The following is a 23,648-nucleotide window of genomic DNA, read 5'->3' on the forward strand; positions in this document are numbered from 1 at the left end:
CTATCACTCTCCACGATCATGTGTTTGCTTTTCATTGTAACAAAAGACAGCGCTGTTCGCGGTTGAAATTTACTCCACTTCTCCGTAACTTTTGCTCCTGACTGCTCGTCTTCCAACTGAAAGGGTCATGATTGATCGATCTCATCCCGGAAAGGAGCTCGTTACCGTTGCCTAATTCCCGCCTGTTTCTCAACCTGACAGTAGGACTTGCCGCCTCTAGCCTCGTCCTCACTGCCCCCTCTTCCCTTGATTCCAAGGCGCCTACCAAGACCCAAGTATTGGATTGGATTAACAAGCAAGCCAAAGCCCCAGTTGTTACCGACAACTTTGATTTTGAGCTCGTCAATCTCGATGATGATCCAGAACCAGAAATTGTCGCTAAGCATAACGGCAGCGTACATATCGGTAACTTTTACATTTTGGATCAAAAGCCAGATCGTACATATGCCCTTATCGCGGAAGAGCAATGGAATCCACCGCGCCTGCAATTGGACCATTGGGACTATACCCGTGAAGTAAATTCCTCTGAGATCGACAAGAACGCGGAAGATGAACCACGTCTGCTCGCAGGAAAACGGGTTTTTGAAACAGTCCAGCACACTGGCGTATCAGGTGTATCAGTATACGAGGCGAATCTGTGGTATTTGGACAAAGGTCGTCTGGTCAAAGCATGGGAAGGGCTGCTGCGGGAAACGGTTTCAGTGCCGGGTGGTCAACTTTTCCGGACTGTCGGCAGTTATCAAATCGTACATAATGACGAAGTAAAACCATTGCTCTACCACTGGCAAACGAAGCAGGAGCTAAACCCGGATACAGGTGAACTACTGCCGGGCAAGCCTGAGACTACTTTGCAAATGTATCGTTGGGAAAATGGTGTTTTTGTTCCATTGAATGTTGAAAAACCGTCTGGGCAATAGCCTGACGGTTCGGTATGTAAATGCGTTGTCTTCTATCCGTTGTAGTGGGGAGAAGTCCTGCCACATGTTCTCCAGTCGCCTTTTTCCTCTCTGCGTTCGGGCGGTCTCCTTCCGAACATGCGACAGGACTTCCAACAGCTGTGTATCTGAGCCGATGCTTTTACATCATTGTGAGAGCAGGACAAGAAGTTCTTTGAATCCACTCACAGATTGTTTTATCAAAAGCTCGTCGGAAGAAGTGCATTTCCAGTCCAAGCGCCTCTGGAGCCCTACCCAGCTATGAAATAAATGGAGGCCGAAGCGTAGACTGGAAATGGACTTCTTCCCCCACCGCAGCCACTTATAAAAAAAGCTGCCCTCCTCGAATCAGGAGCGCAGCTTTTCCTCTTATCTTCTCAGCTTTTCATTTGTCGGTGACTTCAACGTCTGCAAACACATGTAGCAGATGATCCCGAACAAAATCGTGATGATCATCGAGTGCGTCAGAGTAGCATACAGGTGAAGCTTGTAGATAATTACGAAGCCGCCGCTGAACACCTGCGCGATGCAAAGAATAAAGCTCAGGATACTTGCACCGTACAAATCACGTCGTTTTTCCTTGAAATGACGTATGCAGTAAATCATTGTCCCCAACAACAAGAATCCCAACACCAACGCAGCGATTCTGTGTGCAAAATGAATACCAGTCTGTCCGTACAACTCTGGGATGACCTGTCCTTGGCACAGTGGCCAGTCACTGCATGCCATACTTGAACCCGTATGTCTGACATACGCTCCGAGATAAACGACCGCGTATGTATAAATGGCGACGAACCACATCCAGTTGCGGAAGCCTTTTGAGACGGTCGTTTTCACCAGGCTTTGCGTTTTTTCCCGCTGATAAACGAACACACTCAACAAGAACACGCCTGTATAAGCAAGCAAAGAGAATCCAAAGTGCAGAGCCAAGACAGATGAGGACTGTGGCCAAATAACGGCAGAAGCGCCGAGAATGGACTCCACTACGATGAAAAACAAACCAAAAATAGCGAGATTGCGAACTTCTTGGTTGTTTTTGTAATAGCGCCAGCAAAGTACAGAGAAAATCGCGACAACAATACCGGCAACACCTGTAATCAGGCGATGAGAATATTCAATAATGGATGCCAACGTGTATTCCGGAACCCATTTACCGTTGCACAGCGGCCAGTCATTTCCACAGCCGAGTGCTGATTCTGTCTTTGTAACAAGCGAACCGGCTACCATCACGATAAACATGATCAAGGTAGCAAGAAAAGCTAATGGCTTCAGCCATTTTCCCATAGTAAGTCACCCTGTTTCTTGTGAGGATCAAACAACACCTCGTTCTATGTCCTCTTTTACGATAATGAAACATCCCCTGCTAAGCAAGGGATGTTCCGTGAACATTTAGTGAGTGTTTCGTGTCAATAATAGTTGACCATGGTACTAATGACGATCGCCGCACAAAACACTGTCAAATAAAGGATGGAATAGCCGAATAGTTTGCGTGCCCAAGCAAGATCATCCTTGGTTTTGAACCCTTGGAAAAGCAGAACCATGTACACAATCCCCATCACACCCATGACGAGCAAATACACAAAGCCTAGGCTACCGTGGATGAAAAGCAGCAAAGAAGCCGGGAACAACACCGAACCCCACAGCACCATTTGTCGCTTCGTCTCTGCAAAACCTTTTACTACAGGTAGCATCGGCAGATTACCTGCACGGTATTCTTCTGTTTTTAACATGGCCAACGCCAAAAAATGGGGAGGCTGCCACAAGAACAAAACCAGGAACAACAGCCAAGCAGTCATGTCCATGGTCTCTGTTACTGCTACCCACCCAATCACGGGAGGAGCTGCACCTGAAATACCGCCAATCACCGTATTGAGAGTTGTCACTCGTTTCAACGGCGTGTAAATCAGTACGTAAAAAATGTGGCCGATCAATCCCCAAACAGCCGCCAAGGGATTCGCATAAACTGCCAACACAGTAACCCCTGCCAAGAGCAGGCCAATTCCTAAGAGGATTGCGTTACGTGCAGATATTCTTCCTGTCGCTACCCCCCGATGTTGCGTCCGCTTCATTTTTTTGTCCAGATCACGGTCGTAGAAATTGTTTAATGCCGCACCCGACATAATGACCAAAGCGGTTCCCAGCATGGTGAAAAAAGCCAGTTTCCAGTTCGGATAACCGTAGGACGCTAACCATAAAGCAGCAAAAGTGGTCATCAAGTTTGACAGAGTAATACCTGGCTTCGTCAGTTGTACGTAATCCCGAAAGGTAGCTGGCCCTACCGGCTGTGTCTGCAAAGAAGCATCGGCATCAAGCGATTCCTGCACGGTCATTTGCTGGTCCACGTTTTGTACCTCCTGTTTCCTTCTATCTGAATACCCGATTACTTACCAAAAATGACATCCAGCACGCCAGACGTCTCGCCACCTGGATAAATCCAATACAACAGCAGATAAACCGCAGCTCCCGTAATGGATGTGACAAACCAGACAATGGACGTCCAAGGACCGATCTTCCGATGTGAAGCATAATTTTTCGTGTAAGCGTACCTGAGTGTAATCAGACCCATCACACCACCGACTGTTGCCAGGACGATGTGGAAGAACAAGAACGTCTGATAGATTGGCTTGATGCTATCAGGTCCGCCAAAATGCGTGTTTCCGATAAAAGCCGTTCTGGAAACATAAGTGATAAAGAAGATCGTGGCACAGATTGCAGCCCATTTCATAATCTTCATATGCTTATCTACTTGCTTTTTCGCAATGGCGTACCAGCCAATTGCAACGAGAATTCCGCTAATGACAATAAAAGTCGTACTTACCGTAGGCAAGATGAGCCCCATTTTTTCACCTCATTCAACAAACGTTTCTGCTGTTCGCGCATATTTAAAAAGTCGGCTTTTCAGCACCGAAAGATTGATCCATCGGCAAGTCGTCCTGCTTCTCTGCCTTGTACCAATGGTAGAAGACATAGGCCAGCACACAGCCATAAACAAGCTCCTGTACCAGCTTCATAATGATTCCGCCAAGACGCTGATCGTTAAACGCATCGAGGCTCTGGAATAGCTGTGGAGCAGCTATATACGTAGCGTACAGCGGTTCCGAGGCAAAAATAATCAGCGCACAGGCTGGCGTAATCAAGACACCGTTTGCAAAAACGTACGACAGTTTTTTCAATCCGGCCAGTTGTCGCTTGTTATCAGACAACGGACTCACAATGGGCCACCACATTGCAAATGCGGCAATCACGAGAATGATATGATAAAACGTCATCCACTCATGGTTGATCGCAACGGCATCAAATATAAACGGAACATGGTAAAACGAAAACAGCGAGTTGAACAACAGCGCTGCCACTAACGGATGTGTCAAAGCGTTTAGGATAAGCTTCAGCGCTTTCGGACTGAAAATCCTTGCCAAAAGCCATTCAGGCATGGCCAGAAGCATGAGCGGTGGCAGAGCAAAGTACAAGATCGATTGTTGAAGCATGTGTAAACTAAACATGTAATGATGGCCGTAATAACTGATAGGGCTTCCTTGTGCAACGTAAAACAACACGATTGCCAACACGAAAAGCAATCTTTGCTTGCCAGTCGCCGGTGTAGCGTTTTCAAAACGTTTATGCATGGGACCTGTTAGAAGAAAGTAGACAGTTGTCACGAGCAACGACAAAAGCATCACATCCGGACTCCATAAATCCGAAAAGGTTGCTGATCCGGTAGCCGGTGACATCTCGTGCATTTGATGTGCATTTCCCAAGTTTATATCCTCCCTTCCGAATGTGAAATCTTGGACGTTGCCGCACTCGCTGGGCGTCGTCATATGTACATTTTGTTTCAATTTGAAATACCAATTTTTATCTATTAAATGTTGCCCTTGATCCAATCTCCATTATACCGTTTATTCCCTTTTTCTTTGAAGACAAAAATGAACAAAGTGTTGAACAATACAATTCGTAAAATTCACACAAAAAACTCCTTATGAGTGGAGTCAACATAGTGTAGGGAAAGAAAAAGCACAGTTCTCTCCGACTCTGACACGCCCGCAAGGGGGATTTACTGTCCGTCTCCACTTCCAAAAGGGGACCGTCGAGCCAAAGCCACCCTACGGGCGGAAGTTTCTCAGGGAAGAAGTGTTCGACAAGCGTGGTCCTCTTTTGGAAGTTCCGACTGGGTAGGCGTTGTCAAGGTCTACGAGACCTGTGCTTTTTCTTCTCACCAGCTTTATTGGGACATCGTACCTTTTACAACACTTCCTATAAAAAAAATAAAGAAGAGTCCAGATCTTGTCTGAACTCTTCTTCTCTTCTTATCTTACAAACCAAAGGAAACGAACTTCGTCTCCAAATACTCATCCATTCCGTAGCGGCCACCCTCACGGCCGATTCCGCTTTCCTTGAAACCGCCAAACGGCGCTTGTGTCTGGGTTGGCGATCCGTCATTGATCCCGACGATTCCGTATTCGAGGAGCTCAGCCATGCGGAAGCAACGCTGATTATCGCGGGTATACACATAAGCAGCCAAGCCGTAACGTGTGTCGTTTGCCATCTGTACGACATCCGCTTCCTCGGTAAAACGCACGAGTGGAACGACAGGGCCGAACGTTTCCTCAAAGGAGATTTTCATATCCGTTGTAACGCCAGCAATCAAGGTCGGTTCGCAATAGAAGCCCTTCGCATAATCACCTTCAACCAAACGATTTCCGCCGTATACCACTTGCCCGCCTTTGTCCTTGGCGTCCTCGATATGCTCGAGCACCTTGTTCAGGGCACGCTCGTTCACCAGTGGACCGATCTCCGTCTCTTTCTGGCGACCATCCCCTACCTTCGCACGCTTCAAACGCTCTACCAGCTTTTCTGTAAACGCATCTGCGACATCCTCGTGGACGTACAGACGGTTCGTGCAAATGCACATTTGACCGGAGTTGCGGAACTTGCTCTCAAACAGACCTTTTACGGCTGCATCCAGATCGGCATCCGGGAATACGATGAACGGTGCGTGACCACCAAGCTCCATGCTGACGCGCTTCACTTGCTTCGCCGCGCCTTCCATCAGCAGCTTGCCGACACGGGTGGAGCCTGTAAATCCGATTTTGGAGAGCTTCGGATTGTCGATAAACTCCTTCCCAATCGATTCCGGATTTCCAATGACGAGGTTTACGACGCCTTTTGGAAAGCCAGCCTGCTCAATCAGCTCAAACATGCGAATCGCAGACAACGGCGTGCTTTCTGCTGGCTTTAAAACCACCGTGCAGCCCGCAGCCAAAGCCGGAGCGATCTTACGTGCAACCATGTTCACCGGGAAATTCCATGGGGTAATCGCCCCTACCACTCCTACAGGCTGGCGGAGCACCATGATGCGCTTATTCGCAACCGAGGATGGGATCGTTTCTCCATTGACACGCTTGGCCTCTTCTGCGTACCAAACAAAGTTATCAGCAGCACCCAGCACTTCGCCTTTTGCCTCGCCCAAAGGCTTGCCCATTTCAGCAGAAATGATGCCCGCCAGTTCATCCCGATTGTTTTTCACCAGCTCGGACAAACTGTACAAATATTTGGCGCGCTCACGAGCAGTTAGTCGAGACCAGCTGGCAAATGCCTGATGAGCAGCGTCGATGGCCTTGTTGGCATCACGCCCATCACCGAAGGTTACGGTGCCAACTGTTTCACCTGTAGCCGGATTCGTAATTTGAATGGACTCGCCACTCTCGGCATTCTCCCATTCTCCATTAATAAACATTTGCTTGTACTCTCCCATGACATTCGCTCCTCTCAATCTCTCTCAATAGATTGGTTTTAGGGCCTCAAATGGATTTTTGCAGTGCCGGCAATACAAAATACTTCGACAAGCAGCAGGGCCAAACAAATTTTCCATTTGCGTATAAGGGGAATCACAATAGGGACAGGCTACTTCCCATGTGTCTCCCGGTTTGAAGTCAAGCGGTGGCGGCGCGATGCCAAAGCTTTTCAGCTTATCGCGGGCATCCAAAGCGATACGATCAGATGTCCAGGCTGGATCATAGACGAACGCTACCTGAACCTGATTGATTCCTTCTGCCTCCACCAGCTTTTCTGTGATGTTTCTCTTCATGATCTCGAGTGCCGGACAGCCGACAAAGGTAGGGAGCACCTCGACGTGTACGACGTCTGCTTCGACGCGCACTTTGTGGATCATCCCCATCTCTACCATGCTAATCACCGGAATTTCGGGATCGGTTACTTGCTGCAGCAGTTCCCAGCATGTCGCTTCAAGCCCTTCATGCAGTTGCAGTTCTTCTTGCGCCATGAGAGAATCACCCCTTTTTACCAGCCCGCAGCCGGATCAATGCGATACACTTCAGACAAGGTTGCCAAAGCTTGCACCAGATCAGCAGTATGTTCACCATGACGACCGCGCTCTTGTGGCACTCCTGGCTCACCTGGCCAGTCAAGTCCTGCATTTTCAAAAATGTCTTTGGTCAGTGTCAGCCATTTTTGTTTCAGTTCCTCTTCTTCTGCAATCAGGCCAAATTGAACGATATCGACTTGGTTTGGTCCAAGCTGAGGCAACTCCCCGGCATCCTTCCAAACTTTTGCGATGGCTGCCTCCAGCCTCTGACGGGCATCAGCCGTACTGTTCGCCAATTGCTTCAACCAAACTTGCCAGTGCATCAGATGGTAGCGATGCTCTGTCATCATTTTGCGACTGACCAGCGCGAGTGGTGCGTATGACGACTGCGTAAGAGCCTCCAAGCGAACCTGCTTGTATAAGCCGTACACATAGCTGCGAACAATCGCATAAGCCCAATCGTAATGGGGATGATCATTGTATTCGCCGTCGCCGTTTTTACGCTCTACCAAGATCGCATTGGAAAACGCCTTCGCCTCGCGCAGCTGTGCGAGATCGTCTGCTTTGCCCACTCCTAGTTGCTCGAGCATGTCATAAAACATTACGGCATGGCCCATCATGTCCTGAGACATCGATGAAAAAGCCACATCTTCTTCAATATGCGGAGCCAGCCCAAGCCATTCCGATCCGCGATAAGCCAATATAAAATCGTCATCAGCAAGCTGGAACAACAGGTCGGTCAAGGCTTTTGCAAATGACGGGTTTTGTTTTGCTGCTTCCACTGTTTCTACATGTAAACGGTCGCCCATGATTGTATCCCTCCTGCTTAACTGCCGTTGCCTGCATGCTTCTGTTTTTCTTCGTACTGCTCACGATGGTGGCGCCATCTCGACTGCAAATCGCCGTACCCTTTGGTCTCCCGGTAGCTCTTGTTGTCGAGTCTTTCCAAGAAAGGACGCTCCTCTGGCGGCAGTCCAAAAATGTCGTCGCGCTTGACTACCCACAAATTAAAACAAGGCTCACGGCGCAGGAAATTCTCCCTCGCCATACTCAAAGCAACTTCTTTATTGGGTGCCAACAAACTGAACTGTTGGACGAACGGAGCATTTACGCTTTTTTGGCTGAATACTTCGTATATGAAAAAGTTTTCGTTGCTCATCCACATTCACCTACCCTACTTGTCGGCCGTACGACATAATCGCATCGCGCACCCATTTGGTTTCCTCATAAGACATTACCCGAAGATTCAGACGATGAGCGGAGCGTGGTCCGTTCCCCTTGACGATTTGCTTGAACTCTTCCCAGTCAGGCTGTTGGTAGACCCATTTGCCTTCTGCCTCGTCGAAGTAAATCGTATCGTCTGGCACTGTGAAGCCAAGATGGAAAATACGCGGCAAATACTTTTCCAGGAATACTTGGCGCAATTCTTCATTCGTCTGTGTGCGAATCTTGTAGCGCATGTTGGCTTCCTGATTGCTCGTAATGTTGCCATTTTCCGGTGGTCCGAAAAACATCAAGAGGGAAGGCCACCAACGATGGATCGCATCTTGTAGCATTTGACGCTGTTCATCAGTGCCTTCTGCCAACTCCAAGACGATGCTCTCCCCGTGCTGGGCGTGGAACTTTTCTTCCGCACAGATCCGATGCAGAGCGCGGGCGTAAGGTGCATAAGATGTATCGAGGGACATCGATTGTGTAATGATAGCCGCTCCGTCAACCAGCCAGCCAATCACACCAGCATCAGCCCAGGTAGGTGCTTCCATGTGGAATACATTGTGAAATTTCAGTCTCTTTGAAAACAAATCATTCATGATATCCTCGCGCGTCTTGCCCAATGGCTCAAGCAAGTCTTCTGCGACGCGAAGGAGCAATTGACCATGCCCCATCTCGTCCTGGACCTTCGCCATGATCGCCAGCTTTCTGCGCAATGTCGGCGCCTTTGGTACCCATTCCTTTTCCGGCAAGGCACCCATGATCTCACTGATGCCATGCATCGAAATCAGCTTGATCAACTGGTTGCGATAGTCGTCTGGCATCCAATCGTCTGCCTCTATTTTTTCCCCGCGATCGATTCTCGCTAAAAACGCTTCCAACTTTTCGTTTTCAGTCAGATCGGCATGTTCGAGCCTCATTTGCATGGAGAACGCCCTCCTTTTATCAGATATGCATTATGATAAAATTATAATACGTTTTTATAACGCAATAATAACATAACGTCATACGTTTTTGCAATACGCTTACATGGAGACTCTCCTATTCTCCGCGCCCAGTTATATCTGCTGCCTTTTTCAACTGCTCGGCCATATGCCGCAGCTCTTGCATGACTGCATCCAGCTCCTGTATTCGGGTCGACTGCTGTACACTGTGATTCATCGTCTTCTCCATTTCGCCCGTTACCGTCCCGACGAGTGCATTCATTTCATCTAATAGACTGAAAATGCCTTTCGCTGAAGTAGCGGTCGTCTGGGAAAGCTGACGGATTTCCTCTGCAACGACGGAAAAGCCGCGACCAGCAGCCCCTGCACGAGCCGCTTCGAGGACGGCATTCAAGCCGAGTACATTGGAGCGCGTCGAGATATTGCGGATCAATTCGTTGATCTGGGTCGTTTCTGCAATTTTCAGCCCTAATTGACCGGCTGCATCACTCAGCGTGTGGCTCGCTTGTGCCAAATGGTCTGCGTCCGTTGCCAGACTTTCTGTGTGCTGCGTGATATTTTCCAGCGCGTCCGTCAAGTTTTGAGCCAAGCCGTGCAAGCGATCCTCTTGATCGGTCGTCACGCCTGTCGCCAAGCATCCGACTACCTGCCCGTTTTCAACAAGCGGGTAACCGACTGCGATATACGGGACGCCGTATAGCTCTTTGGAAATCTTCTTCACGACCCTCTTCCCCTCTTTTACCGCCGTCGCATTGATACTCCCCGGGCGCAATTCATCTCCTACTCGAATCCCCAGGTTCAAGCCCTGTGCCGGATAATAGGCGAGAAACTTCTCTTTGTCAGTGACTCCTACCATACATTCGGACAAAAATGCCTTTTGTAAAATCGGTGCAACCATTAAGACGCTATTCAGCAATTGAGACATGCTTGCTCCTCCTACCCTTGTGATGAAAACAACGATTCCCCCCGCATTCTTTTTCACAACGCGGAGGGAACGAACTTCTTTCACTTATTTAACGAGCTGGAATTTTCCATCCTTCACTTCAACCATGATCATGCTGTCTTCTGTCAGACCGTTATGATCATCAGCCGTGAACTTGAATTCTCCGGTTACCCCTACGTATTTCACCTTTTCCAATACTTCGCCTAGTTTGGATGTGTCGCTGCCTGCTTGCTTCAAGCCTTCCACGAGCAAGTTCAAGCCGTCGTATCCGTATCCTGCGAAGCCGTCAGGATGTGTATTGTAGGCAGCTTGATAGCCATCCACGAATTTTTTGATGATCGCAGATTGCGGATCGTCCGCCGCTACTTGTTCAGGAATGAGCAGTTTTCCAGCTACCATCAGGACACCCTCGCCGGCGTCTCCAATCAGTTCGAGGAATTTGCTGTTCGCAGAGCCATGGCTGCTAATAATCGGAATAGTGAGGTTCAGTTGCTTCGCTTCCTTCACAATCGTAGCGGGTCCTGGGTTCGTCCCTGCCACAATTAGCGCTTGTGCGTCCGTCCCTTTGATCTTGGTCAATTGAGAGCTCATGGACGGGTCTTTTGTGCCGTATTTTTCTTCCGCTACAATCGTGATGCCGTACTCAGGCGCATATTTTTGCAGCTGTGTCGTCCAGCCACTTCCATATGGATTGCTGTCATTGAGCGTAGCTATTTTGGTAATGCCTTTTTCCTTCAAATACTTGAAGATGCGCTTCGTTCCGTGTACGTCTGTGTGCGGTGTTTTGTAGATGTTGGCACGAACTGGATTGGTGATTTGGTCTGCAGCTGCCATCGAGATCAGCGGGAGCTTTTCTGCTGCGGCATACTCAGCCATCCCGAGAGACGGACCACTGCCTGAGGAGCCGAGTACGGCAACGACCTTTTCTTTCGATGCGAGTTTTTTGATCGCTTTTACCGCTTCCGTATTGTCAGACTTGTCGTCTTCAAAAATGATTTCTACCTGTCGGCCATCTACACCGCCCGCGCCGTTGATTTCTTTTACCAACAGCTCTACCGCTTGCTTCTCCGGTACGCCGAGCGGACTGTTCGGACCCGTCAGCGAAAAAATAGCGCCGACCTTGATCGGGTCCTTGCTGGCGCCACCAGGGCCTGATTCTGCCGCTGGCGTAGCGCCGCCTCCACAGGCGCTCAAGAATACGAGCGAAGCAACTGCTGCTGGAAATAGCCATTTTTTGAATGTTCTTTTTTTCATGGGTGTACCCCCCTCATGTATGTGGTTATCTTTGTTAAACAGCTTCATGTGAGCTTCCCAAATAAGCAGATTGTACACGCGGGTCATTGCTTATCTCGTCTGCCTTCCCTTCCAGCATGACGGTTCCCGTACTGAGTACGTATGCCCGGTCGGAAATAGCGAGCGCTGCGCGAGCATTTTGCTCGACCAACAGCACCGTGGTGCCCCATTCCGAGCGAATCTCCTGCACAATCGTCAGGATTTCTTTGGCAATGAGCGGAGCCAGTCCTAGTGAAGGCTCGTCCAACAAGAGGAGCTGCGGTCGAGACAAAAGCGCCCTGCCGATGGCGAGCATCTGCTGTTGCCCCCCGGAAAGCGTTCCTCCGAGCTGCCATTTCCGCTCTGCCAAAATGGGAAAACGTTCATACACCGTCTCCATTTCTTTGGCAATTTCCTTTTTGCTCGTCTTGGGCATCCGATGCGAAGCACCCAGCCATAAATTGTCCTCAACTGTCAGCGTGGAAAAAATTTGTCTGCGCTCCGGTACATGCGCCATGCCCCGAGGTACCACCAGCTCCGCAGGAACGCGCGTAATGTCCGCGTCACGAAACCAAATCTTCCCCTCCTTGTCGCCATGCAGGCCGCAGATACAGTTCAAAAGTGTCGTTTTGCCTGCCCCATTTGCCCCCAACAGGGAGACGATCTCGCCCTCGTTCACCTGTAGAGTAATGCCGTGTAGCACTTCCACTGGGCCGTAGCGAGCCCTGATGTTGTCTACTGTAAGGACTGTCTTCCCCATCATGTTCCACCTCTTTCACGCTTCATTCTGCACCCAGATACGCCGCAATCACTCGTGGGTTCTCCTGAATCTCACGCGGGGTTCCTTCTGCGATTTTTGATCCTTGATCCAATACAACGATGCGGTCCGCAATCGTCATGATCATGTCCATGTCATGCTCCACTAGCAAAATAGCCGTTCCGTTGTCGCGAATCTCGCAAAACATGCGGCTCATCTCCGCCGTCTCGGTATGGTTCAGGCCCGCAGCAGGCTCGTCCAACAAGAGCAACCGCGGCTTGGCTACCATCGCGCGGGCAATTTCCATCAGCCGCAGCTTCCCGTACGGTAAACTCCCAGCTAGCGAGGCCGCCACCTCTGCTAGTCCTACATTCTCGATCCACGTTCGTGCCTGCTCCTGCATCAGCTTTTCTTCTTTGCGGGACTTTGCCAGATTCATGCCGCAGGAAAAGAGACTCGCACTTGTCTTGGTATGCATGCCGACCATCACGTTTTCCAAGACGGTCATATCGTCAAATGTCTGGAGGTTTTGAAAGGTTCGCGTGATGCCTAATCCGGCATATTCATAGCCTGGCACGCGTGACAACGGCTGGCCGCTGAAGCGAATCTCACCTTCCGAAGGCGGGATCACACCCGACACCATGTTGAGCACCGTGCTTTTTCCAGCGCCATTCGGACCGATCAACGCAAGGATTTCTCCTTCCCGCACTTGAAAATCTACTTGATTCACTGCCCGTACGCCGCCAAAATCACGAGAGAGCTTTTGCACATCCAAAAGTGTCGTCATGTTGCAGCCTTCCTTTCCACCTGCTGCTTTCGCTGTGCTTCCTCAGCCATGCCCTTCGCCTTTTTCGCCTGCCCTTTTTCGAAAGCAGTCCGGATGCGCGGAACCAATCCTTCAGGCATGAACATGATGAACAGCACGAGAATCGCACCGAATACAATCGTGTCCACATCCCCCTGCAAGCCCGGCACCACTTCACTCAAAAGGACCAGCCCCTCACTGATAAAACCAATCAGGATCGTCCCGACCAAAGCGCCCCAGATGCTTGTCATCCCGCCGATGACGACCATCGTGAGAAACTTGATCGACTCGTGCAATCCGAACGGCTGCGGATCGAGAATTCCCATGTAATGGGCGTACAAGCCGCCGGAAATACCAGCGAACATGCCGCTTACCACAAAGGCATTCAGCTTGAACTTACGGACATCAATTCCCATCGAGGTCGCAGCAATCTCACTTTTGTGAATCGCCCGAAACGCTCTGCCGACGCGCGAATTCAAGAGATTGAGTGAGAAGAGCAGCACACAGGTGACGACTCCCCAAATCAGAAAGTACATGGACAGCTCGCTTCCACCGAAGAAAGTCATTTGTGGAATGCTGATCATCCCGTTTGCTCCCCCGGTGACCGGCTCCCATTCCGTAATCCCGATCTGGACGATGTAGCCAAATGCGAGCGTCGCCATCGCGAGGTAGTAGCCTTGCAGCCCCGCTATCGCCCGCCCGAGGATAAAGGCGAATAAACCTGGAACAATCGCAGCAGCAATGAGACCGATAAATGGCGGCAGACCGTACTTTGTCGTCAATACTGCCGAGGTATAGGCACCAATCCCCCAAAACGCTGCTTGTCCCAGCGAAATTTGTCCAGCCAGCCCCATCACGAGGCATAGCCCAATGGTTACAATTGCTTGAAGACCGATAATAATTCCGACAGAACGATAGTATTCATCTGGCATCACGAATGGAAAAAGAACCATCAAGAACAGGTAGATTCCTATGCTTTTGCCCCACTTATCGATGATCTGCTTCATCATAGCCCTCCTTTTCCAACGCTGCGTTCTCCAAAGATGCCGGATGGCTTAATCAACAGCATGCCGATCAACACCAGAAAGGCGATCGCGTCCTTCATACCGGAACTGATGTAACCAGCTCCCAGCGACTCGACGATCCCGAGTAAAAAGGCGGCTACGGCTGCACCCAATGGATTTCCCAGTCCGCCAAGAATGGCTGCGGAAAAGCCTTTGATTCCGAGCAGCACGCCGATATCGTAGGACGTTACGGAGAGCGGCGCGATCACGATTCCCGCAATCGCTCCGGTCGCTCCACTGATGGCGAAGGCCAGCATACTCATCTTTGTCGGGCTAATCCCCATCAGGCGAGCTGCCATCGGGTTGACCGAACAGGCATTAATTTTTTTGCCGAGAATTGTCTTGTCCATCAAGTACCAAAGTAGAAGAAGAATGATAAGAACAGCAGCCAAAATCCAGATACTTTGTTGTGCGATCATCACGCCACCCAACGAGATCGGCTCATTGCTCGTAATCGGTTCGAGGGCAAACGCATCTTTTCCCCAAATAAAGCTGGCAATGCCGCGAATCAGTGTGGATATCCCTATCGTCAAAATAATCAAACTAATTGGATTAGCCTTTTTGACGTAAGCGATTACATATTTCTGCATCAAAACACCGATCAAGGTGACCAGGAGGATCGCGAGCAATGCTGCCAACCCATATGGAAGATTCATGCCGATCAATGCTACTGTAACCATTCCGCCCAGCATCAAAAATTCACCCTGCGCCAGATTAATCACCTTGCTTACGCTGTAAATCGTGATGAAACCAACCGCTACGATCGCGTAAATCCCGCCACTGACGAGTCCGTTTGCAACGTACTGCAGCAATTCCGTCATATTCGTGCTGTACCCCCTTTGTTTCTCGCCCACCAAATCATACCCAAGTAAAACGCTTACATTTTAAATAATGGAAAATCTATTGATGAAATAAAGACCCTAGACGTGCTAGGGCCTTTCCTTCGCAGCTTTCGCCTATGCGGATGGCGCAGCTTCATACACGGTCTCGAAGAATCGTATTGCCCCTGGATTCAATAGCTGGTAGTAATTTTGGAACAACTGATCCGCCTCTTTGCCCAACCACAGCTCTGGCAACAATTCCTGCGGCAAATCAGGATCGATGAACAAGAACTTGCGGTATTGGTGGACGAGCTTTGTCTTTTCCACGAAGCAATGGCTGTCTGGAACCTCTTCCCCATTGCTGAGTTTTGCTGAAAGCTGCTCATATTCTTCTCGGTAGGCATCGATGAAGGCCTTGTATTTTTCATTGATTTCATCGATATCCCAGCATTTCTGCACGAGCTGCTTCGGATTGCTCCAACCCATATGCTCGGATGTAAAAATCTCGACATACTCTGTAATCTCGTGAGCTTCCGTCAGGTCCTTCACGCGATCACTGAGGTTATTCGGGCTGATCCATGTGCTTGTCGTCAGCATCCCGAAGCCCATCCAGCCCAGCTCCTTGCGCAGTTGATCACGCAGCGCTCGACGCTCCTCGGGAATGTTGTAGCTGGCAATGCACCACTTTCCGTCCCACACATCTGTCTCGACCTTATAAATACGTGCCGCTGCCTCTTCCAGCCGCTTTTTGCCGCGGTCGGATACCGAGTAGAAGCTGCGGTTCCCTACTTTTCGCGATTCCAGCCAGCCTTGGCGAAGCATCCGGGAGATCGCTGCACGAACAGCCGGCTCCGACAGTCCGAATTCCCCCATCAGCTTGGTCAGACTACCAATCCAGATTTCGCTTCCATAATGGCGGACGTATTCACCGTAAATTGTAAAAAGCATGGATTGTGGCTTCACGTTTCTTCTACCCCCAAATCGATTCATACCTATTAGCTGTGTGAAATTGTACCATATTCTGTAGGAAGTGCGTGAATCGATCGAGAGTATATGACGATAAAATCGTATAACGTAATTTTAACGTAATTATAGTAAAACATTTTAAAAGAGTCAATTTATTCTGTCAAATTTATAATTCCCTACTTGCTTCCTGATTGATCTCAGCTTGCAAGGCCTCAAAGCGCTGCTTGATCTCGTCCTTTTTGAAGATGGCCTGGACGAACGTCCCGAGTCCGACACGATTACGTGTAGTGTCCGCAGTAACCTCGCACACTACGCGTTTTTCGGTAACCTGCACACAGGAAGCCCGGAACGTGACCTCCTGACCAATTACAGCTGGGCCGACATGCTTGATATCTACAGCAAATCCCGAGCCCTCTTCATCGGCTTCCAGGTACGGCAAAATGACGCGTCTTCCCACCCATTCCATGTAATAAATCATGCTGACCGTCGACATCACAGGATGCACGACTTGGCCTTCAAAAACAGGAAGCATGTCCTTTGTCACTGTCACAGTAAATTCTTCCGTCGTACCCGGCTGCAGTCTATCTATCAAGAGTACCTGCCTCCCTATCTGTCCAAGCTACACACGCTCGATAATCGTCGCAATTCCCTGTCCAACTCCAATGCACATCGCGGCCAACCCGTAACGAGCATCACGTCGCTCCATTTCATACAAAAGAGTAGTAAGGATGCGCGCTCCGCTACATCCGAGCGGATGACCCAAAGCAATCGCTCCGCCATTTACGTTGACCAGATCAGGGTTGACTCCCAGCTCGCGTACGCTTGCCACTGCCTGCGCCGCAAAAGCCTCGTTGAATTCGAACAGATCAATCTGCGAAAGCGTCAAGCCTGCCTGCTTCAGTACTTTTCGCGTAGCAGGTACAGGTCCAATTCCCATCACGGATGGATCAACGCCTGCGACTGCGGATGCGACGATCCTTGCACGAGGCTTCAAACCGGCTGCAAGAGCCGCTTCCTGTTCCATGATGAGTAGAGCGCAGGCTCCATCATTTAGACCGCTGGAGTTGCCTGCTGTGACGCTGCCATCTGCTTGGAATGCTGGTTTCAGTTTTTTCAGCTGTTCGATAGTCGTCTCCGGACGTGCATGCTCATCGTGTGCAAACAGTGTGACCTCACCTTTGCGCCCTTTTAGCTCTACCGGAACGATCTCGGCCTCCCACTTTCCTTCTGCCAAAGCACATGCGTAATTTTGCTGACTACGCAATGCAAACTCATCCTGCGCTTCGCGGCTAATGCCGTATTGCTCCGCTACCTTCTCCGCAGTTTCCCCCAAGCTGATCGGCGGATACATCTCTTTCATTTTTTCGTTGACCAATCGCCAGCCCAACGTCGTATCAACTAACTGCTGATTGCCGCGCTGAAAAGCCGTGCCAGGCTTCATCATTACCAGCGGAGAGCGTGTCATGCTCTCTGTCCCGCCCGCGATATAGACGTGACCTGCTCCGGCTTTGATTGCATTCGCGCTTTGGTTCACAGCCTCCAGACCTGAGCCACACAGGCGGTTCACAGTCACTCCCGGCACCTCGACAGGCAATCCCGCCAATAGAAGTGACATACGCGCGACGTTGCGGTTGTCTTCCCCAGCCTGATTGGCACAGCCCATGATGACATCATCAATCGTCTTCGGATCGATGGAATTTCGTTCCAGCAGCTTTTGAATCACCAATGCGCCCAGGTCATCCGGGCGCACATCCTTCAACGCACCACCAATGCGGCCGATTGGCGTGCGCACAGCATCTATGATGACAGGTGTACCCATTCTTCCACTCCTCCCATGCACAAGGGCTTTTTTCTATAGCGCTTCTACTAACGTGGCCAATCCTTGACCGCCGCCTATGCACAACGAAACGATTCCGTATTTCTTTTGGCGACGTCTCAGCTCAAAAAGAATCGTACCTGCCAGGCGGGCACCGCTCATTCCGAGTGGATGACCCAACGCGATTGCCCCACCGTTTACATTTGTTTTCAGAGGGTCCAGTCCCAGTTCTCTCATGCAGGCGAGTGATTGGGAAGCAAACGCTTCATTTAACTCAAACAGGTCGATTTGCTCTACGGTCATGTTCGTTTCTGCGAGCAGCTTGCGGATCGCAGCGACCGGACCCATGCCCATAATGCGCGGATCTACACCAGCACTGACGAAATGAACAATGCGCCCCAAAGGAGCGACGCCTGTCTTTTGCAGCATTTTTTCGTTCATCAAGAGCAAAGCCGCTGCGCCATCGTTTATGCCGGAGGAGTTGCCTGCTGTGACGCTACCATCTTTTCGGAAGGCAGGTCGCAACTTGGACAACGACTCCACACTGGAATCTCTTCTTGGGAATTCATCCGTATCAAACAGCGTCTCTTCCCCTTTTTTCCCTTTTAACGTGATGGGAATGATCTCATCGCGGAACAGACCTGCATCTATCGCGGTGATAGCCCGAGACTGGCTCTCTGCTGCAAAACGATCCTGATCCTCGCGACTGATGTCGAATTGCTCTGCCACGTTTTCCGCGGTATCTCCCATGGTCAGATCGCCATAGATCGAGACAGGAGCAGAACGAGGTCCGCCAAAAGACTCGATCAGTGTCTGTCCGCCGCGTTGATACGGCTGCTCGAATTTTTCCATGATGTACGGTGAACGAGTCAAATTCTCTACACCGCCAGCCAGCATGACCTGACTATGTCCTGCCTGGATAGACTGCGCAGCCAAATTGACTGCCTCCAGCCCGGATGCACATACCCGATTTACAGTCAGTCCAGGTATGGTGTCAGGAAGCCCTGCTTTCAACAAACCAACGCGGGCAATATTAATAAACGGTCCGGCCGATATAACGTTACCCATGATGACCCCATCAACAATCTCACCGGATTGTCCTGCCTTCGCAAGCGCTCCATTCAAGACAATGGCTGTCAGGTCGTCGATGGGGGTGTTCTTCAGACTTCCGCCCAGCTTGCCGATTGGTGTACGTACGGCTGCTGCTACGTACACCTCCTTGTTAGTCAAGCTCATGCCTCTACACCCACTTTTTCTTCGTACGTGTAAAAGCCTTGCCCACTGCGTACGCCGACTCGCCCTGCCAGCACCAGCTTTCGTAATAGCGGTGCAGTGCGATAACGCTCCTCGGCCAGATCCCGCTGCAAGCCTCTCGATATCGCAAAAATCTCATCCAAGCCAACGCGATCTGCCCATTCGAGAGGACCGTATGGGTAGTTGGTGCCTTTTTTCATCGCGATATCAATATCAGTAGCCGTTGCTGTTTTTTCCATCAGAGTAAAGGCTGCCTCGTTGATAATGAGTGTTAAAATGCGCGGGAATACGAGACCTACCTCGTCGTTTACGGTTTCCGTCTCTTTCCCGAGCGATTGAAAGAAGCCTTCTGTTGCTTGAATCGTATTCAGCTCCGTTTGCAGAGCAGGGGCAATCTCGATCAGCTCCCGTTCGACCAAGGGCACGAGCGTTCCAAATCCGCAAACGCGTTCAGGATGTTGTGTCCAGGACGCTACTTCTGTCGCTGTAATCGCGAGCGAAGTCGTGATGATCGGTACGTTTGGTGGCAATAGGTCATCCAGCTCGCGTACCTGCCTCTTTTTCGCCTGCATATCCACGCTATTTACTTCCACAGCCAATTCAACCAGCTCAGGTTCCGCCATTGCTTCTGCAAGCGTAAGCACCTGGTAGCCTCTTTCCACCATCAATTGATTCAACTCTGCGTACAGCGGGCTTGTGCCCACGAGCAATACAGCCTTATTTGTTGTAGTCATAGAAGCCTTCCCCCGTCTTTCTGCCCAAGCTACCGGATTGAACCATTTGTTGCTGAATCCGGCTAGGCTTAAATCGTCCTTCATGGAAGAAGTCGGTATAGACCGATTTGGTGGTGGCAAAATTGATGTCGATGCCAATCATGTCTTGCAGCTCAAACGGTCCCATTTTGAATCCGCCAGCCAGCTTCATGATGCGGTCAATCTGCTCCACACCTGCCACATGATCGCCCAGGATGCGCAATGCTTCATTATAATAAGGACGCGCGATGCGATTGACGATAAAGCCAGGGGTGTCCGTCACCAGAACAGGCACCTTGCCCAACTCTTGCGCAAATCGATACGCCATCTCCACATTTTCCTCGCTCGATTTTTTCCCGCGAATAACCTCAACCAAAGGCATGACAGGTGCGGGATTGAAAAAATGAAAGCCAAGAATGCGCTCGGGATGCGAAAGCCCTCCTGCAATCTCCGTAATCGAGATGGAGGAAGTATTCGTTAGTAAAAGGGCATCCTCTCTGCAAATCCCAGAAAGCTGGCTGAAAATGCTTTTTTTCAAATCAAGACGCTCTGGCACCGCTTCGATGACGATATCGCAGTCTGCCAACTGCTCCATTTCCGAAACGAGATGGACCAGCTCTAGCGTCTCTGTCATTTCTTGCTCGCTGATTTTGTTTTTCTCCACGTCTTTTGTCAGGATCGATTCCAAATAGACAAGGGCTTTGTCCAGCACCGCCTGATTTGCATCCAGCAGCATGACCTGATGTCCTTTTCGAGCGCATACGAGAGCGATCCCCGCTCCCATCGTTCCCGCCCCGATGACGCCTACTGTTTTTATACTCACTTGGGCTTGCCTCCCTTCGCCTCTAACGGCCTGTAAAACGAGGCGCACGTTTTTCCATGAAAGCGGTGACCCCTTCTTTATGATCCTCTGTGCTGCCAGCCGCCTCTTGTGCAAAAGCTTCATATTCCAAGGTCTCTTCCAACCCCATCTCAAGCCCTTTGTACATCGTGCGCTTGATCAAACCAATGCCCTTCGTCGGCAGTGACGCCAGCTTGCGCGCATACGCCAGCGCATCCTCCATGAAGCTCTCCGCAGGGTACACCTGATTGACCAATCCAATTCGCAGTGCTTCCTCAGCAGTAACCTTTTCCCCCGTCATCGCCAGCTCCAACGCCTTGCCGATCCCGACGATGCGCGGCAAGAAGTAGCAGCCCCCTGAATCAGGAACGAGCCCGATGTTCACGAAGGCATTGACGAAGGATGCCTTTTCCGATGCCAGACGAATATCGCACGCCAGCGCAACACTCATGCCTGCACCTGCTGCTACACCATTAACCGCTGCGATGATTGGCTTCTCTGTTTTTTGAAACTGGAGGATCATTGGATTATAGCGATCCCTCAAGAAAGCCCCGTAATCCACGTCTCCTCCTCCAGCAACGTCACTGAGATCCTGACCCGCATTGAACGCCTTCCCTGCTCCGGTAAGAACGATGCAACGCACGTCCGCATCCTTCTGTGCTTGCTTCAACGCATCAGTGATTTCCTTGTTCATGACGGCTGTAAACGCATTGAATTTGTCCGGACGGTTCAAGGTCACTACTGCTATGCCTTCTGACACTTCATAAAGAATCGTTTCGTACATGGCCGCCTCCTAATGTCCCATAAAACGGGGTTTGCGCTTCTCCAGAAATGCTTGCATGCCTTCTTTTCGATCTTCGCTTGCCAAAAGAAGATAAAAGCTGTTTCGCTCGTAATCCATTCCCTCTTGAAGAGCGAGATCACCAGCTTTGTACACGGATTTTTTGATGACCTGTACCGCGAGCGGCGGCTGCTGGGCGATTTGCTTCGCCAGCTTGAGCGCTTCCTGATAGTACGCTTCTACTGGCACTACCCGATTGACCAATCCGTATTTCAACGCTTCTTTGGCCGAAATCGGTTCACCTGTGAGCAGCATCTCCAGTGCTTTTCGTTCACCTACCACACGCGTCAGACGCTGTGTACCACCAGCCCCAGGCATGACTCCCAGCTTGATTTCAGGTTGGCCAATGACGGCTGTCTCCGAAGCGATCACAATGTCACAGTTCATCATTAATTCACAGCCACCACCGAGCACAAAGCCGCTGACGGCACCAATGATCGGCTTGGAGATGAGTGAGATGCGATCCCAAACCGCAAACTGATTGCGCTTCATGATGTCGATGGCTGATGCTTCCACCATTTCATTAATGTCGGCACCCGCTGCGAACGCCCTCGCGTTTCCAGTCAGGATGATCACCCGTATATCCGGGTCGCGGTCCATTTGCTCCAGCTGGTCAACCAATTCGTCGATGAGCTGCAAATTCAGCGCGTTTAGAATCTTCGGCCGATTCAACGTAATGATACCGACACCATCTTCACTGGCTACGCTAATATATTCATAGGCCATGAACTGTCACACCCTTTTTTTACAGGAGTTGGTTTAGATCGCTGCCTGAGATTTGTTTCGATTATCTACGACTCGTATCGCTTTGCCTTCGCTACGCGTCAAGGAACTTGGCGGTTGCACCCGCAGCACCACGGACACACCTAACGTATTTTTGATGTGATGGCAAATTTCTTTCACCAATGACGAGAGAGCAGAGCTGTCATTTTCACTGAGCTCTTTTGCATATGCTGGTGTCAGCTCGCAGTGCACCTCAAAACGGTCGAGGGCACCGTCGCGCTCAATGACGACCTGATAGTGTGGAGCCAATTGATTGAACGTAAGCAGAACGGACTCGATCTCTGTCGGGAACACATTGACTCCGCGAATAATGAGCATGTCATCTACACGCCCTTTGATGCGCGACATCCGCATGGTTGTCCTTCCGCACTTACAGGGCTCAGGATTGAGGGACGCGATATCACCCGTACGATAGCGGACAACCGGGAATGCTTCTTTCGTCAGCGACGTAAATACGAGCTCGCCCTCTTGTCCGTATGGAAGCACTTCTCCGGTATTCGGATCGATAATTTCTGCGTAGAAATGGTCTTCTGCGATATGTAGGCCATCCTGCGCCTCCTGACATTCAATGGAAACGCCTGGCCCCATCACTTCGCTCAGACCGTAAATGTCCACGGCTTTAATGTCGAGCTCTTGCTCCAGCTGCACGCGCATTTCTTCCGACCACGGCTCCGCACCAAAAATCCCGTATTTGACACTCGTCTCACGTGGATCGATTCCTTGCTTTTTCATCTCTTCCACGATGTTGAGGACATAGGATGGCGTTGCTGCAATACCACGTGGCTTGAAGTCCTCGATCAACGTAATTTGACGGGAGGTATTGCCGCCGGATACTGGCACTGCGACTGCGCCCATATGCTCGATGCCATTGTGCAGACCCAAACCGCCTGTAAAAAGACCGTAGCCATACGCGTTATGGAAAATGTCCCCTGGCTCTCCACCCGCACAGCAAATGGCGCGGGCCACGATCTCCGCCCAATTCTCCAAGTCTTTTTTGGTGTAGCCGACAACGGTCGGTTTTCCCTTTGTTCCGGAAGAACCATGAATGCGTGCTACTTCCTTCATTTCAACCGCAAACAGATTGAATGGATAATTTTCTCGCAAATCAGTCTTTTTCATAAAGGGAAGCTTCTGTATGTCTTCGATCGATTGGATGTTTTCTGGTTTCACACCAGCCTCATTGAATGCTTTTGTGTGGAAAGGAACGCGCTCGTATACGCGTTTAACCGTTTCTTTCAAGCGTGCCAGTTGCAGTTCCGTCATTTTCTCTCTTGGTAGCGTTTCCATTTCTGTGTTAAAAATCATGTCGCTTCCCTCATT

At 50.3% G+C, this 23,648-nt stretch carries 25 protein-coding genes; 1 reads left to right on the forward strand and 24 read right to left on the reverse strand.

The annotated features are described in order from the left end of the window. Window positions 1–167: 167 nt before the first annotated feature. Window positions 168–917, forward strand: a complete 750-nt coding sequence (locus BBR47_RS24900) for a hypothetical protein (RefSeq protein ID WP_015893210.1) — start codon at window positions 168–170, stop codon at window positions 915–917. Window positions 918–1,304: 387 nt separating this feature from the next. Here the strand turns inward: BBR47_RS24900 and BBR47_RS24905 are convergent, their stop codons facing one another. From BBR47_RS24905 to paaK, 24 genes are all read right to left on the reverse strand, one after another. After that, the gene (locus tag BBR47_RS24905; protein WP_015893211.1) at window positions 1,305–2,219 is read right to left on the reverse strand and encodes a COX15/CtaA family protein; all 915 of its coding nucleotides are present in this window, start codon (window positions 2,217–2,219) and stop codon (window positions 1,305–1,307) included. Between the two features lie 122 nt (window positions 2,220–2,341). Further along, on the reverse strand, window positions 2,342–3,277 hold the full coding sequence (gene cyoE / locus BBR47_RS24910; protein WP_015893212.1) for a heme o synthase: 936 nt from the start codon (window positions 3,275–3,277) through the stop codon (window positions 2,342–2,344). 38 nt (window positions 3,278–3,315) lie between these two features. Further along, on the reverse strand, window positions 3,316–3,774 hold the full coding sequence (locus BBR47_RS24915; protein ID WP_015893213.1) for a DUF420 domain-containing protein: 459 nt from the start codon (window positions 3,772–3,774) through the stop codon (window positions 3,316–3,318). 43 nt (window positions 3,775–3,817) lie between these two features. Beyond that, the gene (locus BBR47_RS24920; protein ID WP_041749642.1) at window positions 3,818–4,690 is read right to left on the reverse strand and encodes a cytochrome c oxidase assembly protein; all 873 of its coding nucleotides are present in this window, start codon (window positions 4,688–4,690) and stop codon (window positions 3,818–3,820) included. A gap of 554 nt (window positions 4,691–5,244) precedes the next feature. Continuing rightward, entirely contained in the window at window positions 5,245–6,687 is a 1,443-nt protein-coding gene (locus BBR47_RS24925) for an NAD-dependent succinate-semialdehyde dehydrogenase (RefSeq protein WP_015893215.1), read from the reverse strand. 24 nt (window positions 6,688–6,711) lie between these two features. Beyond that, complete coding sequence (gene paaD / locus BBR47_RS24930) at window positions 6,712–7,215, reverse strand: 1,2-phenylacetyl-CoA epoxidase subunit PaaD (protein WP_015893216.1); 504 nt, start codon at window positions 7,213–7,215, stop codon at window positions 6,712–6,714. 17 nt (window positions 7,216–7,232) lie between these two features. Next, entirely contained in the window at window positions 7,233–8,066 is an 834-nt protein-coding gene (paaC, locus tag BBR47_RS24935; protein ID WP_015893217.1) for a 1,2-phenylacetyl-CoA epoxidase subunit PaaC, read from the reverse strand. 17 nt (window positions 8,067–8,083) lie between these two features. Next, a complete protein-coding gene (paaB, locus tag BBR47_RS24940; RefSeq protein ID WP_015893218.1) occupies window positions 8,084–8,416 on the reverse strand; it encodes a 1,2-phenylacetyl-CoA epoxidase subunit PaaB in 333 nt (110 codons plus the stop codon). A 10-nt stretch (window positions 8,417–8,426) separates the two neighbouring features. Next, the gene (paaA, locus tag BBR47_RS24945) at window positions 8,427–9,395 is read right to left on the reverse strand and encodes a 1,2-phenylacetyl-CoA epoxidase subunit PaaA (protein WP_015893219.1); all 969 of its coding nucleotides are present in this window, start codon (window positions 9,393–9,395) and stop codon (window positions 8,427–8,429) included. Between the two features lie 115 nt (window positions 9,396–9,510). Then, a complete protein-coding gene (locus tag BBR47_RS24950; protein ID WP_015893220.1) occupies window positions 9,511–10,338 on the reverse strand; it encodes a methyl-accepting chemotaxis protein in 828 nt (275 codons plus the stop codon). Window positions 10,339–10,422: 84 nt separating this feature from the next. Beyond that, window positions 10,423–11,610 carry an ABC transporter substrate-binding protein gene (locus tag BBR47_RS24955; RefSeq protein WP_015893221.1) on the reverse strand — a complete coding sequence of 396 codons (1,188 nt, stop codon included), beginning with the start codon at window positions 11,608–11,610 and terminating at the stop codon, window positions 10,423–10,425. A 34-nt stretch (window positions 11,611–11,644) separates the two neighbouring features. After that, window positions 11,645–12,388, reverse strand: a complete 744-nt coding sequence (locus BBR47_RS24960) for an ABC transporter ATP-binding protein (RefSeq protein WP_015893222.1) — start codon at window positions 12,386–12,388, stop codon at window positions 11,645–11,647. Window positions 12,389–12,410: 22 nt separating this feature from the next. Then, window positions 12,411–13,172 (reverse strand): ABC transporter ATP-binding protein, encoded by a 762-nt coding sequence (locus BBR47_RS24965; protein WP_015893223.1) that lies wholly within the window; start codon window positions 13,170–13,172, stop codon window positions 12,411–12,413. Beyond that, window positions 13,169–14,200, reverse strand: coding sequence for a branched-chain amino acid ABC transporter permease (locus tag BBR47_RS24970; protein ID WP_231850519.1), 1,032 nt, complete (start codon window positions 14,198–14,200; stop codon window positions 13,169–13,171). Before BBR47_RS24970 ends, BBR47_RS24965 begins: the two co-directional genes overlap by 4 nt. Further along, window positions 14,197–15,075 (reverse strand): branched-chain amino acid ABC transporter permease, encoded by an 879-nt coding sequence (locus BBR47_RS24975; protein WP_015893225.1) that lies wholly within the window; start codon window positions 15,073–15,075, stop codon window positions 14,197–14,199. Before BBR47_RS24975 ends, BBR47_RS24970 begins: the two co-directional genes overlap by 4 nt. A gap of 135 nt (window positions 15,076–15,210) precedes the next feature. Beyond that, a complete protein-coding gene (gene paaX / locus BBR47_RS24980; protein ID WP_015893226.1) occupies window positions 15,211–16,038 on the reverse strand; it encodes a phenylacetic acid degradation operon negative regulatory protein PaaX in 828 nt (275 codons plus the stop codon). Between the two features lie 169 nt (window positions 16,039–16,207). After that, window positions 16,208–16,633, reverse strand: coding sequence for a thioesterase family protein (locus tag BBR47_RS24985; protein ID WP_015893227.1), 426 nt, complete (start codon window positions 16,631–16,633; stop codon window positions 16,208–16,210). Between the two features lie 27 nt (window positions 16,634–16,660). After that, window positions 16,661–17,860, reverse strand: a complete 1,200-nt coding sequence (locus tag BBR47_RS24990; RefSeq protein WP_015893228.1) for a thiolase family protein — start codon at window positions 17,858–17,860, stop codon at window positions 16,661–16,663. A 33-nt stretch (window positions 17,861–17,893) separates the two neighbouring features. Then, window positions 17,894–19,093 (reverse strand): thiolase family protein, encoded by a 1,200-nt coding sequence (locus tag BBR47_RS24995; RefSeq protein ID WP_015893229.1) that lies wholly within the window; start codon window positions 19,091–19,093, stop codon window positions 17,894–17,896. Then, window positions 19,090–19,845, reverse strand: a complete 756-nt coding sequence (locus BBR47_RS25000) for a 3-hydroxyacyl-CoA dehydrogenase family protein (RefSeq protein WP_015893230.1) — start codon at window positions 19,843–19,845, stop codon at window positions 19,090–19,092. The genes BBR47_RS24995 and BBR47_RS25000 overlap by 4 nt, the downstream gene beginning before the upstream one ends. Continuing rightward, window positions 19,829–20,686: a 3-hydroxyacyl-CoA dehydrogenase family protein gene (locus BBR47_RS25005; RefSeq protein WP_015893231.1), complete on the reverse strand. Its 858-nt coding sequence runs from the start codon at window positions 20,684–20,686 to the stop codon at window positions 19,829–19,831. The genes BBR47_RS25000 and BBR47_RS25005 overlap by 17 nt, the downstream gene beginning before the upstream one ends. 22 nt (window positions 20,687–20,708) lie before the next feature. Beyond that, on the reverse strand, window positions 20,709–21,488 hold the full coding sequence (locus BBR47_RS25010; RefSeq protein ID WP_015893232.1) for an enoyl-CoA hydratase-related protein: 780 nt from the start codon (window positions 21,486–21,488) through the stop codon (window positions 20,709–20,711). A 9-nt stretch (window positions 21,489–21,497) separates the two neighbouring features. Beyond that, window positions 21,498–22,271, reverse strand: a complete 774-nt coding sequence (locus tag BBR47_RS25015) for an enoyl-CoA hydratase-related protein (protein ID WP_015893233.1) — start codon at window positions 22,269–22,271, stop codon at window positions 21,498–21,500. Window positions 22,272–22,304: 33 nt separating this feature from the next. Next, window positions 22,305–23,633, reverse strand: a complete 1,329-nt coding sequence (gene paaK / locus BBR47_RS25020) for a phenylacetate--CoA ligase PaaK (protein ID WP_015893234.1) — start codon at window positions 23,631–23,633, stop codon at window positions 22,305–22,307. Window positions 23,634–23,648: the final 15 nt, after the last annotated feature.

It is taken from the genome of Brevibacillus brevis NBRC 100599, assembly GCF_000010165.1.
GTDB classification, from domain to species: Bacteria; Bacillota; Bacilli; order Brevibacillales; family Brevibacillaceae; genus Brevibacillus; species Brevibacillus brevis_D.

Bases quoted from the DNA above. Each gene is read 5' to 3' on its own strand.
- BBR47_RS24905 (WP_015893211.1), bottom strand. From the start codon at position 2,219: ATGGGAAAATGGCTGAAGCCATTAGCTTTTCTTGCTACCTTGATCATG.
- BBR47_RS24915 (WP_015893213.1), bottom strand. From the start codon at position 3,774: ATGGGGCTCATCTTGCCTACGGTAAGTACGACTTTTATTGTCATTAGC.
- BBR47_RS24925 (WP_015893215.1), bottom strand. From the start codon at position 6,687: ATGGGAGAGTACAAGCAAATGTTTATTAATGGAGAATGGGAGAATGCC.
- paaD (WP_015893216.1), bottom strand. From the start codon at position 7,215: ATGGCGCAAGAAGAACTGCAACTGCATGAAGGGCTTGAAGCGACATGC.
- paaC (WP_015893217.1), bottom strand. From the start codon at position 8,066: ATGGGCGACCGTTTACATGTAGAAACAGTGGAAGCAGCAAAACAAAAC.
- paaB (WP_015893218.1), bottom strand. From the start codon at position 8,416: ATGAGCAACGAAAACTTTTTCATATACGAAGTATTCAGCCAAAAAAGC.
- paaA (WP_015893219.1), bottom strand. From the start codon at position 9,395: ATGCAAATGAGGCTCGAACATGCCGATCTGACTGAAAACGAAAAGTTG.
- BBR47_RS24950 (WP_015893220.1), bottom strand. From the start codon at position 10,338: ATGTCTCAATTGCTGAATAGCGTCTTAATGGTTGCACCGATTTTACAA.
- BBR47_RS24955 (WP_015893221.1), bottom strand. From the start codon at position 11,610: ATGAAAAAAAGAACATTCAAAAAATGGCTATTTCCAGCAGCAGTTGCT.
- BBR47_RS24960 (WP_015893222.1), bottom strand. From the start codon at position 12,388: ATGGGGAAGACAGTCCTTACAGTAGACAACATCAGGGCTCGCTACGGC.
- BBR47_RS24965 (WP_015893223.1), bottom strand. From the start codon at position 13,172: ATGACGACACTTTTGGATGTGCAAAAGCTCTCTCGTGATTTTGGCGGC.
- BBR47_RS24970 (WP_231850519.1), bottom strand. From the start codon at position 14,200: ATGATGAAGCAGATCATCGATAAGTGGGGCAAAAGCATAGGAATCTAC.
- BBR47_RS24975 (WP_015893225.1), bottom strand. From the start codon at position 15,075: ATGACGGAATTGCTGCAGTACGTTGCAAACGGACTCGTCAGTGGCGGG.
- BBR47_RS24990 (WP_015893228.1), bottom strand. From the start codon at position 17,860: ATGGGTACACCTGTCATCATAGATGCTGTGCGCACGCCAATCGGCCGC.
- BBR47_RS24995 (WP_015893229.1), bottom strand. From the start codon at position 19,093: ATGAGCTTGACTAACAAGGAGGTGTACGTAGCAGCAGCCGTACGTACA.
- BBR47_RS25000 (WP_015893230.1), bottom strand. From the start codon at position 19,845: ATGACTACAACAAATAAGGCTGTATTGCTCGTGGGCACAAGCCCGCTG.
- BBR47_RS25010 (WP_015893232.1), bottom strand. From the start codon at position 21,488: ATGTACGAAACGATTCTTTATGAAGTGTCAGAAGGCATAGCAGTAGTG.
- BBR47_RS25015 (WP_015893233.1), bottom strand. From the start codon at position 22,271: ATGGCCTATGAATATATTAGCGTAGCCAGTGAAGATGGTGTCGGTATC.
- paaK (WP_015893234.1), bottom strand. From the start codon at position 23,633: ATGATTTTTAACACAGAAATGGAAACGCTACCAAGAGAGAAAATGACG.